Raw genomic sequence first — 14,136 nt, 5'->3', positions numbered from 1 at the left:
CTTCTATAACACTTCAGCATGGGAGAAAGGGACTTTTTCTCATAAAAAAATCCTTTCGTCAAAAGACGAAAGGATCATAAAGTACGCGCAGCAGCAGCTAGCGAATAAAACTATTGGCAATCACTTGCCATTGTTCACGGGTCAAACTGTTGTTCAGTTCATCATTTAGACTACGGATCATCTGGCTGGCTTCATCATACCAATACATAAGATTCCGAGAAGACCAAGTCTGTTCCCTCTTCTCTGTACTCGCTGCGATAAAAACCGCCTCTTTACCGGTACCTGTGATAGACCATTTTTCAGCAGTCTGACCTTCCAAGATAGACACTTGTGTTGGATAACCCCTAAAGGCGCTCTGCATCAAGGATAGTGTAATTCTTTGATCCCCCTTGTGATAGGTAACCTCAGCACTCTCTATGGCATTCACAGTTATCTTCTCCATAAACAGCTTTTGGCCTGTATCATCGGCCTTAGCTTTCTTTTGAAATTGTTCAAACATTTCTTTATGCTCCGTGTTTATCGACCCGTAAGGAGAAGCGGCTTTAAAAGTTGCTTGCTCAAATTCATAACCATTAGTGAGCTTGGAAGGCAGCTCTGGCCAGAAATCGCCAGTCCCTTTTAATTCATTTGCGAAATCTTGATACTTCGTATACACAGGAGATTTGAAGGCGTACTGCAATTGATTCCCATAACCTAAACCTTTGACCAACTTAGTAAATTCAGGATCATTCACATAATAAGCAGCCATTTCTCCAACGTTCAAGTAAGCAAGCACCTGCTCTTTATAAGTCTCTAATAAGCTTAGATACTTCTCTATCGCAGTAGAGGTTGTGGGAACAGGGGTATTATTGTGAACCGTCTGAACAATAGCTTTACCTCCACTGCTTACTAATGTAATAGCGCCATCCGAAGGCTGTGTGATATCAATTGTAGACTGGCTCCCATGTTCCGCTAAATCCCCAAGTCCAGACAGCTGAAGAGCACCAAATCCGATCATTCCCAGCAATGCAGCTGCGGATACCCCTGAGAGAAGTCTTTTTCTAAACCTAGATGGATGCGGGAGTATCTTCTCTTGCTTTTGCATAACGGGATTTCCCGGCTTTGAGAATGAATCCAGCTCGTCACGGAAGTGGGCCATTTCTCCATCTATTATTTTCTGTTGATCATGAATCGCCCTTACCCGCTTCATAACAGCTGCTTTTACATCTAGATCGTCACAGTCACCCCATGCGTCCATTTTTTTTATCATTTTCTCTTCAACAAAGCTTCGTTGCCGTTGCCCCACCATTCCGTCCCCCCTTTCTGAGCATTCATCATTTTGCCAAGCTTCGTAATCGTACGCCTGTATCTCTTCTTCACGGCATCCGTATTTTTATCGAGGATCTCCGCAATCTCCGGAAAGCTCTGTTCCTCAAAGATTCGAAGTACTAACAGATTTCGCTCATCCATTTTCAGCTTTGAGAGGGCAATCGTGAGCTGTTCGTTAAAGATGTAACGGTCCATCAACTGTTCCGGACTTTCTGCAGGAGGCTCGGGTTGAAAAAGCGCCATAATCTTTAAATGTCTTTGGCGTTTGCGGATTAGACTAAGGCAATGATGATAGGCAATTTTATATAACCATGATGAAAAGCTCGCGATAGGGCGGTACGTGCCTATATGCTGATAGGCCTTTACCAGAATATCTTGTACCGCATCCTCTGCTTCCGTGCGGCTTCCAAGCAGCCGGCAGCAATAGCGGTAAATCGGCTTTTGATAAGCCTCGACGATAAGGGCATAGGACTCTACCTCGCCTGCCTGTACCCGAACGACGGTGTACTCGATTCCGTCCAATATCAGCAAACTCCCCTTTCACGTAATCGTATATCCTTATAACTCCTATGATCAACCAAAAGGGACACTTTGGAAATATTTTTTTCATGAAAAGAAACAGACTGGCACATAATACCCTCATTCCTATAATGCAAAGGAGGTTTCAGATGCCCGCGGCGATCAAAGGTACAATTACCGTAGACGGAGAAGAAATCATTATCACGAACCCAGAGAAGCTGCTCTGGCCAGAATGTGGCATTACGAAGCGGATTTATCTGCAAAAGCTTGCTGCACTTTCTCCCTATCTGCTGCGCTATTGCCGAGATCGGCTGCTGACCGTCATTCGTTATCCGCACGGTGTCTCTGGAATGTCCTTTTATCAGAAAAATGCACCTGATCCTCTTCCAGCCTTTGTCCAGACCGCTGTACATGAGAATATTAATTATATTAAGCTACAAGGTTTACCTGAGCTGATTTGGCTGGGTAATCTGGCTGCTTTGGAATTCCATCCTTCTTTGCATTATGTCGGCAGCGCTCTACCTTGTGAATGGATGATTGATCTAGACCCGTCACGTGAGGTTGAGCCTCGTATCATGGAAGCCACTTCAATCGTTGGGACGGTCTTAACCTCCCTTGGTTTATCTTCTGTACCCAAAACCTCTGGCGCTACCGGGGTGCAGATCATTGTTCCTATCGAAACTGGTGTTACTTTTGATGAATTGCGAAAAATCGGACATTTCGTCGGTCGTTATGTCACTGAAAAGCACTCCGATTTATTCACCTTGGAGCGTCTGAAGAAGAATCGGGGAGATAAAATCTATTTTGACTACCTCCAGCATTACAGTGGCAAAACATTAGCTGCACCTTACACACCACGTGCCAGACCGCTTGCTACAGTATCCACACCCTTGCTATGGAAAGAGGTTCAGCAAAACGTATCTCCTACTGATTTTCATCTGCTCAATATTGAGGAACGCCTGCAACGGATGGGAGATCTTTTGGAAAAGGTGCCTCCGCAACCCGTCAAACAGCTCATTGCTAAGCTTCCGTAGGGATGGAATGACACGAATAATGAGCCAAAAAACAACAATAAGCCCGCAGCATCATTTCATGCTCCGGGCTTATCAGGCGTCCCACTCAAGGACAGAAGGTATATTGTATAAGAATACGGCATATCGAGTCTTGTTCACCGTATTTATTGCTCCATTATTCGTAAAAATACCTTCTTTCAGTTAATAATACTAAAGTGCCAAGCTAATGAATGGCTTTCTTCTTGAAACGGCCACCTTTAACATCATGAATGTTACCTATTGCGATGAATGCACCAGTATCCCAATCCTCAACAATGGATTTAAGCTTGGCTTCTTCCAAACGGGTGATAACCACGAAGATTACTTTCTTATTCTCCCCGGAAAATCCGCCTTCTCCATCTAAATAAGTAACACCACGTCCAAGACGTTCCGTCAAGGCTTCACCGATATCACGGAATTTATCACTGATAATCCATACCGATTTCGATTGATCCAGACCCTCAAGTGTAATGTCAATTACCTTGAAAGCAATGTAATAAGCAATTAGTGAGAACATCGCATTATTCCAACCGAACACAAATCCAGCTCCGGACAAGATGAACAGGTTGAAGAACATAACAACTTCACCTACAGAGAAGGGAAGCTTCTTGGCCACTAGAATCGCAACAATTTCTGTACCATCTAGAGATCCGCCAAAACGTACTACTAACCCAACACCTACACCAAGAATGATCCCCCCAAAAACGGCTGCAAGCATTGGCTCAACCGTAAAGGCATTCACATGATGCAACATTGAAGTACCAATAGACATAAGCACAATTGCATATAAGGTAGATAAGGCAAAGGTCTTACCGATTTGCTTATAACCAATTAACAAGAACGGAAGGTTTAACAGCGTCAATAAAATCCCCAGAGGAATGTCGAATAGATGTGATAAAATAATAGAGATACCGGTAATCCCACCATCAATCATTTGATTCGGTACGAGGAATATCTCAAGTGCAACAGCCATCATTGCTGCCCCAATGGATAACATGATCATACGCTGCGCGAACTTAGCCATTTTATGTGTTCCGGTCTTCTGCAGCTTGTTCTTTTCCTCTTTGGCAATCATTTGTGGACTCACATTCATAGAACTCCCCCTACAATTTAACAGTATAGTGTTGAAACATTCGGAAGTATAATTATAATCTATACTTTCTTACATTTCTTCTTATACAATTATTATATCACAAAATAAGCCCTAATAATGAATGGAACACGTTATATCCTTCGAAAAATTCAGATTTAGTCCTCTTTCCGCTCATAATAGCGGAGATAACAACTGACACAGCCCTTCACCGAGTTTGACAATTCGCCCTCTCTCCTTAAACTTTACAGGATCAATAAATTCACTGTGCTTCTGATCCTTCTCAAACCCTTTGACTATCGGAGAGATAGCATCAGGATGTAGCAGCACAGCTGTCATTTCAAAGTTAGAATAAAAGCTGCGCATATCCAGATTTGCACTTCCCACTGTAGCGAGCAGATCATCGATAATCATAATTTTGGCATGCATAAATCCTTTGGTATAGCTGTAGAATTTCACTCCTGCGTCTTGTAAATTTTCTAAATAAGACAAAGAAGCATGATAAACAAGCATATTATCAGGCTTCGCCGGAATGATAATTCTTACGTCCACTCCACGAAGTACTGCACTTTTCAATGCCCGGCATATGGCAGGATCAGGAATAAAATACGGTGAAGTAATCCAAATCCGCTGTTTAGCTGCGCATAAGGCGGCAAAATACATCTCCTGAGAAGCGTCTATTGCAGCATCCGGGCCACTCCCAACAATCTGCACGGCTTCTTGCGCCTCACAAGTATGTTTTGGGAATAGACGCGGATGACTCATACTTTCGCCAGAGGCCAGTGTCCAATCCTTTAAGAACACATACTGAATGTAATATACCGAGTCTCCTTCCAGACGCAGATGGGTATCACGCCAATATCCCATTTTGGGATCCTTCCCCAAATAATCATCCCCTATATTCATTCCACCCGTGAAGCCAACGAGCCCATCCACCACCAGGATCTTCCGATGATTGCGGAAATTAAAACGACGATCCAACAGTGAACTAATCGGAGGTAAAAAAAAGTGGAACTCTACTCCCGCATTACTCAATGTACGAATGAATCTCCGGCTTAATTGATGGCTGCCCAAACCATCACAAAGCAAGCGTACCTTAACGCCCTGTCGCGCCTTCCGAATCATAACATCTTGAAATTGCTCACCAATCTCATCATCACGATAAATATAGAATTCCATGTGTATATGTTCTTTCGCCTCTTCCATAGCTTCCAGCATAGCATCATACGCTTCTCTAGCAGTGGATAATACCCTGCTCTTGTTGTGACCAGTAATCGGTCCTTCTGCGATTTTCGAGAGTAAATCCAATAGACCTTTATTATTCTCAAACTGAGCGTTTCCACTCTCAGTAACATCCTTTACTACCTTAATATTGCCAGAGACATGTGAACGAATTTCACGAAATAGTGAAGTACATCTTTTGTTTAATTTCCGATTCTGTCTATAATCACGGCCCAGAAAATAATAGAATGCCAGACCCAGCGGCGGACAACAGAATGAAATGAACAACCACGCCATAGCCCTTTGCGGGCGACGGAACTCCAAAAATACAATAACTGCGAGCTGTACAATAAAAAGACTTAGAATTATCGCAAAGGTCTTCAATTCCCTACCCCCTCCATTAATAAAACAGTTGCAATAGACTCGCTGCGGCGACTCTAGTACAGGTTTTGCCGTAACTCTCTTTCTTTATTCAAACAAACCGTTGTCATGTTCCCGAAAGATATGGAATACATAGAGTAGTAAGACAATTCGGGATGAGCCTAATGCAAGTAAGGTCGTTAGCTTCGTGTATCGTAAGGCGGCTGCCATATGCCGCAGAAAGGAGAAGCCATGAAGAGTCAGCCAGATCATAACCGGATTACGCTGCTCGTCGTAAGGGACGCCGGACGCCCAGTCAAACAACTCCACATCTCCAAGCCACTTGCGTTCGCCCTGCCGGCAGCAGCAGCCCTGTCCCTCTCCAGTCTGGTCACCTCTATGCATTTCCATGCCTCGCAGTCGATCTCACAACTGGAAGCTGAGGCAGCCGCACTATCACTAACCAATCTCCGCATGGAAATGAAGGTCGCTGACAAGGATAAGGATCTAATGCAGCTTCGTACTCAAGTCAGCGAGCTATCAGAAGAGGCAGATCATATTAAAGACAAGCTGAAGAGTGTAAATGCGCTGGAACAGGAGCTGCAGTCTTTGATTAACAAAAGCAAAGGCTCCGCCACTGAAACAAAAGAATCAAAAACGGGATCTACTGCTTCAAATTCAACCTTAGGCTTATCGAGCCGTAACGCTATGCCAATCCCAAATGAGACATCTTTTAAAGCTACAATCACATCACAGGTAGGCGGAGAATATATCGCGTCTTATCAGAACGAATCACTAAATCTGGTGGAGGAAACAAAAGACGATTTCGAAGAGATCCACGGTATGCTCGATGAAATGGTAGAAAGTATTACTCAGACTATCACTCTGGCCGAGCATGAGAATAACGTTCAAGCAAATCAACAGGCAAAAAAAGCTCAGGCTGAAAAAGCCAGACTAAATGCAGCGGTACTCTGGCCTACCGATTCTAGGGTCATCTCCTCAAGCTTCGGCTACCGAACAGATCCTTTCAAAGGCTTATCCGCGTTCCATTCAGGTGTCGATATTGCCGGGAACTTAGGCGATCCTGTATATGCCGCCTTAGACGGAGAGGTCGTTACCTCCGAGCAGATGGGTGCGAGAGGCAAGTATATCGTGATAAAGCATTCGAACGGGCTTGAAACCTGGTATATGCATCTGCAGGCAATGAATGTATCTGCGGGAGACAAGGTTAACAAGGGGCAGAAGATTGGCTTACTTGGAAACACTGGTCGAAGCACAGGACCTCATCTTCATTTTCAGGTAGTGAAGCAGAATAAAACTGTGGATCCATTGGATTATGTTAAACCCTAAATGTTAATGTGAAAATATATGAACTAGGAGGAATTTATACATGTGGAACAAGCGGCAGCAGCGTGCCCCTTTCAAGTCTACGGACTCTCTGATTGGTCATGGGGGTACGCTCGAGGGTAAAGTACATTGTGATACGAACCTGAGGATTGAAGGTACCTTTAGCGGAGAAATTATATGCAGTGGTGTAGTCACTGTAGGGGAGGAAGGCACGGTGCGCTCCAGTATTAGAGCAGAAGAGATCGTTATCGCTGGTAAAGTATATGGAGATGTTACCGCAGATCGTAGGCTCATTATGACTGGTACTGGCGAGCTACACGGTAATATTTCTGCAGGAGCACTCAGTATTATGGAGGGCAGCCTGCTTAACGGGTCCATCGCCATGCAGGAACAGCCCACCTCTGAACAAGCAGGTGAGCTCAAAAGTAATACGAAAAAGGACAAGTCAGCAAAACGTTCCTCCAAAGCAGAAGAAACGCTTGAAGCCGGTTAATCCTATTTTTTATCCAGCAACGTCCCGTTTACGGAAGACAAACCAGGAAACTGCTAAGAATATAACATAATACACTGCTAGCACAGCAATGGAGAAGCCTAGTGTGGCACCACCTGGACCAACATCAGATCCCATGTAGACCCTTAGATCCATATGAGTGAAAATTAAATATCTGGCCCATTCGAACACATCCGGATTAAGCAAAGCAGCGAAAATACCTTGGGCAAACATGATGAACATAGATAAACCAATCGCCAATCCACTTGCCCGGAATACGGAAGAGATCATAAAAGCAAGTGTAACCGTCAAGAAAAGAGTGACATAGCGGCATAGGAGATCTATAAAGGAATACTCAGCAGGACTCCAAGCTGCAATCGAAGACAGTGTGTCTCCAGTTGGTGAGGCGAAAATAAACGATGCAGCTAAACCAAAAACAATCAACACTGCAGTACAAAGCAAGCTAAACAACACAATGCTAATGTATTTCGAGAGCAAGATCTGGGAACGGCTCCACGGGCGAATCAGCAGCATTTTGATGGTTCCCCAGGTAAATTCGCCCGCTACGGAGTCAGCGGCTATAACAACAACGAAGATCGTATTCAGGAAGAATACAACACTCACTATCATTTGGAAGCTGTCCCAAACGCCTAAGCGTGATGCAGGGTTATCCGTTGTGAAATACATAAGAGCCGGAAGAAACGCACTAAACACTGCTAGAATAATCAGCATAATCCATGTGCGAGCACGACTGTATATCTTGATGTTCTCATTATGTATCAACGCTGTAAAATTACTCAATTCCTTCACCTCCTGTAACCTCTAAGAATTGATCCTCAAGTGTACGGGCAAGTGATTTGATACTGTACACTTTAATCCCACCAGCCACTAGTCTGGCATTAAACTCCGCAATATCTTCACGTGCCGCCTCAACTACAAGCCCACCGCTCTTTAATGTTCCTTGTCCAATGAGAGCAAGTGCAGCTTCAGCATCGTCAACCTCAAACAAGGTTTCTCCGACAGGCATTGTAACATTGCCCACCTCTTTTAGCTGTTTTACCTCAAGCAGTTGCCCATTCTGAATAATGGCTACACTGTCACACATGAGCTCCATTTCGGAAAGTAAATGGCTGGAGACAAATACGGTTGTTCCTTCTTCACGACAGAGTAGGCGCAGATAGTCACGAAGCTCACGTATGCCTTGTGGATCAAGCCCATTGGTTGGTTCATCTAGAACCAGTAGCTTTGGTCGGTTTAGTAGTGCCTGAGCTACTCCAAGTCTCTGACGCATACCTAGGGAATAAGTCTTCACTTTGTCATGAATTCTTTGACCAAGCCCGACCAGCTCCACAACCTCATCAATCCGTTGCTTACTGACTCCCGGTACCATCCGTGCAAATTGTCTAAGATTCTGATACCCGGACAGAAACTTGTACATTTCAGGATTTTCTACAATAGCCCCAACACTTGCAATAGCCTCTTTATAATTATTTTTAATACTATGACCACTAATCAGGACATCCCCACTGCTAATGGAAATTAATCCCACCATCATTCGTATTGTTGTCGTCTTCCCTGCTCCGTTTGGTCCCAAAAACCCGAATATTTGACCCGGTGGGATATCAAGCGTTAAATTGCTCACCAGCGTCTTAGAGCCTATTTTCTTGGTAACTCCCTGCAGACGGGCAACAGGTTCAGACATCATTTCTGTATTTGACACAGTATCACTTCCTTTCATTTACAAACAAGTTTACCATACCGTTTTTTTCAGAAAATTACAAAAAAGAAACAGTCTAACGTTGTTTAGACCGAGAATTCGATTCAATTGGAACAAAAAAGGACCTGGCCTCCCGCAAACGAAAGAGTCCAAGTCCCTTATATTACTTCATTCAATATTACCCGTTTTTTCAGAATGCAGGTATTTAGCCACCTACACGTGCAAGCTCGCGCATATTCGCTTCAAATGCAGCCATCAAAGCAGCCTCGCCGGTCAATCCGGTTTGCTCCACTTTGCGAATCTGCTCCATCATCCGTTTGTAATCCTTCGGAATGACCCGAACAAACTTCGGCAAGCTATCTGCCCAGTGATCCAATACCCGCGCTCCCGCCTCACTGCCTGTAAGCTCTACATGACGGCTAATCAGCTCGCGCAGCTCTTCGATCTCTTCTGGCTCTTCCACTCTCTCGAGCAAGACCATTTCGAGATTGCAGCGGCCGATGAAGGATCTCTCTGAATCGTAAACATAAGCGATACCACCTGACATCCCTGCCGCAAAGTTACGGCCTGTTTCACCAAGAACCACCACACGGCCTCCGGTCATGTATTCACAACCGTGGTCACCCACACCTTCTACAACAACCTTCGCTCCAGAATTTCGAACGGCAAAGCGTTCACCGGCGATACCGTTGATATAAGCTTCTCCAGCTGTTGCTCCGTAGAATGCAGTATTTCCGATAATGATATTGTCCTCAGCTGCAAAGGTAGCTTTTGGAGAGGGTTTGATAATAATCTTACCACCCGACAGTCCCTTACCAACGTAGTCATTGGAATCGCCTTCCACCGTAAGTGTGATCCCCTTAGGTACGAATGCACCCAAGCTTTGACCAGCAGAACCGGTGAAATGAAGACGAATCGTATCATCAGGCAAGCCGGCTGCCCCGTATTTACGTGTCAGCTCGCTGCCAAGGATGGTTCCAACGGCACGATTAACGTTCGTAATCGGTAACGATGCTTCTACAGCCGTTCCAGATTCCAGTGCAGGTGCAGCCAGATCCAGCAGTTTAGAGACATCAAGCGTCTCTTCCAGACCATGATTCTGACGTTTACTGCAGAAGCGTGTGCTTCCCTCTGGCATTTCCGGTACATGCAGCAGACTACTCAAATCTACGCCCTTCTTCTTCCAATGCTGCGAAGCTTGAGCAGCGTCTAAGCAATCTGTACGGCCAACCATCTCTTCAATCGTACGGAAGCCAAGACTCGCCATAATTTCGCGTAAATCCTGTGCCACAAAGGTCATAAAGTTAACTACATGCTGAGGATCACCCGTAAAGTTCTTACGAAGATCTGGATTTTGTGTTGCCACGCCAACCGGACATGTATCCATTTGGCAGACACGCATCATGATACAACCCACAGCTACTAACGGAGCAGTAGCGAAGCCATACTCTTCAGCACCCAGTAATACAGCTACGGCTAGATCGCGTCCGCTAAGCATTTTTCCGTCTGTTTCCAGTACAACGCGGTCACGCAGATTGTTCAGCATCAACGTCTGATGCGTTTCAGCCAAGCCAAGTTCCCATGGAAGACCTGCATGACGAATGGAGTTCATTGGAGATGCACCTGTCCCCCCGTCATAGCCACTTACCAGGATAATATCAGCACGCCCTTTGGCTACGCCAGCAGCAATCGTACCTACACCGACTTCAGAGACGAGCTTAACATTAATGTTTGCACGTGGATTGGCATTCTTCAGATCATAGATCAGCTCTGCCAAATCCTCAATCGAATAAATATCATGATGCGGCGGAGGTGAAATCAAGCCCACACCCGCTGTTGAACCGCGTACTTCAGCCACCCATGGGTAAACTTTACGTCCTGGAAGCTGTCCGCCTTCCCCTGGTTTAGCACCCTGAGCCATCTTAATCTGGATCTCATCAGCGTTAACAAGGTAGTTAGATGTAACTCCAAAACGTCCGGAAGCTACTTGTTTAATCGCACTGCGACGGGAATCGCCGTTGCTGTCCGGGATATAGCGGGCCGGATCTTCTCCACCCTCACCAGTATTACTCTTACCACCGATCCGGTTCATTGCAATAGCGAGGGTCTCATGCGCTTCCTTACTAATGGAACCAAAGGACATCGCACCCGTCTTGAACCGTTTCATAATGGACGCTACGGGTTCTACTTCTTCTAAAGGAATCGGTTCATATGCTGACTTGAACTGCAATAAAGAACGAATTGTCTGATGCTTCTCACTTTCACCTTGAACCAGTGCAGCATATTTCTTGTACATTTTATAATCTCCACTACGCACAGAGTGCTGAAGCAGATGAATGGTCTGCGGGTTGAACAAATGATCTTCCCCATCGTTTCGCCATTGATAATCACCACCGGAATCAAGCACTTTATCATTTCCGTCTTTTTCAGTGAAAGCACGGTTATGATGGATAAGTGCCTCGGTTGCTACTTCCTCCAGACTAATACCGCCAATGCGGGAAGGTGTCCAAGTAAAGTAACGATCCACGAACTCCGAGTTCAGACCCACAGCTTCAAAGATCTGCGCGCCCCGGTAGGATTGAATAGTAGAAATCCCCATTTTGGAAAGAATCTTAACTACGCTCTTAGTCGCAGCTTTAATATAGTTCTTCACAGCCTTCTCATGCGAGATTCCCCGCAGTAAGCCTTGGCCGATCATATCATCCAAGCTTTCAAAGGCCAGATACGGATTGACTGCACTCACACCATAACCAAGCAGAAGTGCATAATGATGGACTTCACGAGGTTCACCGGATTCAAGTAAAATACTAACTTTTGTCCGTGTTCCCTGCCGGATCAGATGGTGATGCAAGCTCGATACCGCAAGTAGAGCAGGAATCGCAGCATTCTCACGGTCCACACCGCGGTCCGTCAGAATCAGAATGTTATGACCTTTAGCCATAACGCGATCCGCAGCCTCGTTCATACGCTCAAGCGCGATACGCATTCCTTCTGCTCCGAGCTCAGCCGGGAAAAGAATCGGAATAGACATCGACTTGAAGCCTGCTCGACGAACATGACGAATTTTAGCAAAGTCTTCATTCGAAAGAATCGGTGTGTGCAGCGAGATTTGGCGACAGCTTTCTGGTTCTGGTTTAAGCAAGTTACGCTCTGGTCCAATCGTAGTCGTAGTAGAGGTAACCAGCTCTTCGCGAATCGCATCGATTGGCGGATTCGTAACTTGAGCAAACATTTGTTTGAAATAGTTATATAGACGCTGCGGACGGTCAGAAAGCACAGCGAGCGGCGCATCATACCCCATGGAACCTACAGCTTCAGCGCCAGTAGATGCCATTGGCTCAAGCACCTTGCGCAAATCCTCAAAAGTATAGCCGAACGCTTGCTGCAGCTGCTGCACATTGTCATGCTTAGGATTGGGTAGCTCAGGCGCATCTGGAAGCTCTTCGAGACTAATCAAATGCTCATCCAGCCACTGACGGTAAGGCTTCTCGGTGGCGATAGCCGATTTAACTTCCTCATCGGAGATAATGCGGCCTTCCTTCGTATCCACGAGCAGCATGCGTCCAGGCTTCAGGCGGTCTTTATATAAGATGTCCTCTGCTGGAATGTCCAGTACACCCGCTTCGGAGGATAGAATAATCATGTCGTCCTTTGTTACATAATAACGAGCAGGCCGCAAGCCGTTACGGTCCAAAATAGCGCCGATTTGCACACCATCTGTAAAGCCCATTGCAGCAGGTCCGTCCCATGGCTCCATCAAAGTGCTGTGATATTCGTAAAAAGCTTTCTTGTCGGCGTCCATACTGTCATGATTGCTCCATGGTTCAGGGACCATCATCATGGCTACCTGCGTCAAGGAGCGTCCGCTCAAATAAAGAAACTCAAAGGTATTATCGAACATTGCAGTGTCCGATCCATCCGGGTTTATAACAGGTTTGATCTTGCTCAGATCTTCGCCGAACACTTCACTCTTAAACAGCGACTGGCGAGCATGCATCCAGTTCACATTTCCGCGCAAGGTATTAATCTCACCATTGTGGATCATAAAGCGGTAGGGATGCGCACGTTCCCAGCTTGGGAAGGTATTCGTACTGAAACGGGAGTGAACTAACGCGATTGCTGATTCCAGCTCTTCGTTCTGCAAATCCAGGTAGAATTGTCCGACTTGTTCTGTAGTCAGCATGCCTTTGTACACGATCTTACGACATGACAAGCTTGGGATATAGAAGGCTTCAGCCTCTTCTACACCACCGTAGCGAATCGCAAGTTCTGCACGTTTGCGAATGACATAAAGCTTACGCTCAAAAGACAATTCGCTCGTAACCGAGGCCGAGCGACCGATAAACACTTGGCGCACAAAAGGCTTTGCAGCCTTCGCTGTTTTGCCTAGCATTTCATCATAAGTAGGTACATCACGATAGCCGAGTACTTCCTGACCTTCTTCAGCAATAATTTTGCTTAAAAGAGCCTCATGCTGAGCCCGAACTTTCTCGTTTTGAGATAGAAAAATCATGCCTACGCCATAATGGCCTTGTTCCGGCAAAGCAAAGCCAAGCTTCTGGGCTTCACTAGCAAAGAAACGGTGCGGAATTTGAAGCATGATACCTGCTCCGTCACCAGAGTTGGGTTCGCTACCTTGTCCGCCACGATGCTCCATATTAAAGAGCATTGTTAAAGCGTTACTAACAATATCATGGGACGGTTTGCCTTTAATATGGGCTACAAATCCCATGCCGCAAGCATCTTTTTCGAACTGGGGATCATACAGGCCCTGTTTTCCGGGCAGTTCAGTGTGTCTCATCGAACGCAACCTTTCTATTATAAAGTATGGCGTAATCTTTGGAAAATTTTTCAGATTAAAATTTTAATAATTATTCAAAGCCAGATTAGTGCTATTATTTTATCACCGAGGTGACAACAGCGCAATTTAAACTTTTTTATGATGCTGATTAACATTTCTTTTTGCGACACAGCTTTAGTGGACAAAAGTTTAAAAAAACTCATACGTGTATAATTATGCATAATTGACGCA

General features: G+C 45.3%; 10 protein-coding genes. 3 read left to right on the top strand and 7 right to left on the bottom strand.

The window, feature by feature from the left end; translation table 11 throughout:
- Positions 1 to 97: 97 nt before the first annotated feature.
- Positions 98 to 1,288, bottom strand: a complete 1,191-nt coding sequence (locus CA600_RS16355) for a hypothetical protein (RefSeq protein ID WP_094871441.1) — start codon at positions 1,286 to 1,288, stop codon at positions 98 to 100.
- Positions 1,246 to 1,833 (bottom strand): RNA polymerase sigma factor, encoded by a 588-nt coding sequence (locus CA600_RS16350; RefSeq protein WP_373455887.1) that lies wholly within the window; start codon positions 1,831 to 1,833, stop codon positions 1,246 to 1,248. The genes CA600_RS16355 and CA600_RS16350 overlap by 43 nt, the downstream gene beginning before the upstream one ends.
- 143 nt (positions 1,834 to 1,976) lie before the next feature.
- Here CA600_RS16350 and CA600_RS16345 point away from each other — a divergent pair, with 143 nt between their 5' ends.
- Positions 1,977 to 2,861 carry a DNA polymerase domain-containing protein gene (locus CA600_RS16345; protein WP_094871439.1) on the top strand — a complete coding sequence of 295 codons (885 nt, stop codon included), beginning with the start codon at positions 1,977 to 1,979 and terminating at the stop codon, positions 2,859 to 2,861.
- Positions 2,862 to 3,063: 202 nt separating this feature from the next.
- On the opposite strand, the gene CA600_RS16340 is transcribed toward CA600_RS16345, so the two are convergent.
- Positions 3,064 to 3,903, bottom strand: a complete 840-nt coding sequence (locus CA600_RS16340) for a YitT family protein (protein WP_231573468.1) — start codon at positions 3,901 to 3,903, stop codon at positions 3,064 to 3,066.
- A gap of 240 nt (positions 3,904 to 4,143) precedes the next feature.
- On the bottom strand, positions 4,144 to 5,574 hold the full coding sequence (gene cls / locus CA600_RS16335) for a cardiolipin synthase (RefSeq protein ID WP_094871438.1): 1,431 nt from the start codon (positions 5,572 to 5,574) through the stop codon (positions 4,144 to 4,146).
- Positions 5,575 to 5,781: 207 nt separating this feature from the next.
- Between cls and CA600_RS16330 the strand changes: the two genes are divergently transcribed.
- Positions 5,782 to 6,900 carry a M23 family metallopeptidase gene (locus tag CA600_RS16330; protein WP_256989880.1) on the top strand — a complete coding sequence of 373 codons (1,119 nt, stop codon included), beginning with the start codon at positions 5,782 to 5,784 and terminating at the stop codon, positions 6,898 to 6,900.
- A gap of 40 nt (positions 6,901 to 6,940) precedes the next feature.
- Entirely contained in the window at positions 6,941 to 7,390 is a 450-nt protein-coding gene (locus tag CA600_RS16325; RefSeq protein ID WP_094871437.1) for a bactofilin family protein, read from the top strand.
- A gap of 9 nt (positions 7,391 to 7,399) precedes the next feature.
- Here CA600_RS16325 and CA600_RS16320 read toward each other — a convergent pair whose 3' ends face one another.
- From CA600_RS16320 to gltB, 3 genes are all read right to left on the bottom strand, one after another.
- Positions 7,400 to 8,188 carry an ABC transporter permease gene (locus CA600_RS16320; protein WP_094871436.1) on the bottom strand — a complete coding sequence of 263 codons (789 nt, stop codon included), beginning with the start codon at positions 8,186 to 8,188 and terminating at the stop codon, positions 7,400 to 7,402.
- Complete coding sequence (locus CA600_RS16315; RefSeq protein ID WP_094871465.1) at positions 8,181 to 9,092, bottom strand: ABC transporter ATP-binding protein; 912 nt, start codon at positions 9,090 to 9,092, stop codon at positions 8,181 to 8,183. The genes CA600_RS16320 and CA600_RS16315 overlap by 8 nt, the downstream gene beginning before the upstream one ends.
- Positions 9,093 to 9,309: 217 nt before the next feature.
- Positions 9,310 to 13,905 carry a glutamate synthase large subunit gene (gene gltB / locus CA600_RS16310; RefSeq protein WP_094871435.1) on the bottom strand — a complete coding sequence of 1,532 codons (4,596 nt, stop codon included), beginning with the start codon at positions 13,903 to 13,905 and terminating at the stop codon, positions 9,310 to 9,312.
- Positions 13,906 to 14,136: the final 231 nt, after the last annotated feature.

This window comes from Paenibacillus sp. VTT E-133280, assembly GCF_002264385.1.
GTDB lineage: Bacteria > Bacillota > Bacilli > Paenibacillales > Paenibacillaceae > Paenibacillus_AQ > Paenibacillus_AQ nitricinens.
Note: the sequence above shows the minus strand (reverse complement) of the source record. Positions and strands in the feature narration are given on the sequence as shown.